At 48.6% G+C, this 327-nt stretch carries 1 protein-coding gene; it reads left to right on the top strand.

From position 1 onward, the window contains the following. Window positions 1–327, top strand: a 327-nt coding sequence (locus DM397_RS00285) for a hypothetical protein (protein WP_204251840.1), incomplete at both ends; no start/stop codon positions are given.

The raw sequence follows: 327 nt of genomic DNA on the forward strand, positions 1-327 counted from the left end.
GGCTCAGATTCCGACAGCTTCCGACCTTTGCGATGCTGATGTTTCAAACATCACTAAAGTAAGCGGTCAGTTCGTTGCCTCTGAAGGATGCGGAAACGCGGGAACTTACACCAACACCTGGACTGTAAAAGACGACTGCGGAAACACATCTGACACTTTCACCCAAGTGATCACCATTCAGGACACTACTGCTCCAACTTGGACAACTGCTCCAACAGCTTTAAATGTAACCTTGGAATGCAGCGATGCAGCTGGTCTTGCCACAGCACAGGCTCAGATCCCAACAGCTTCTGACCTTTGCGATGCTGATGTTTCAAACATCACTAA

The sequence above is a fragment of the Flavobacterium nitrogenifigens genome (assembly GCF_003254565.1).
Classification (GTDB): domain Bacteria; phylum Bacteroidota; class Bacteroidia; order Flavobacteriales; family Flavobacteriaceae; genus Flavobacterium; species Flavobacterium nitrogenifigens.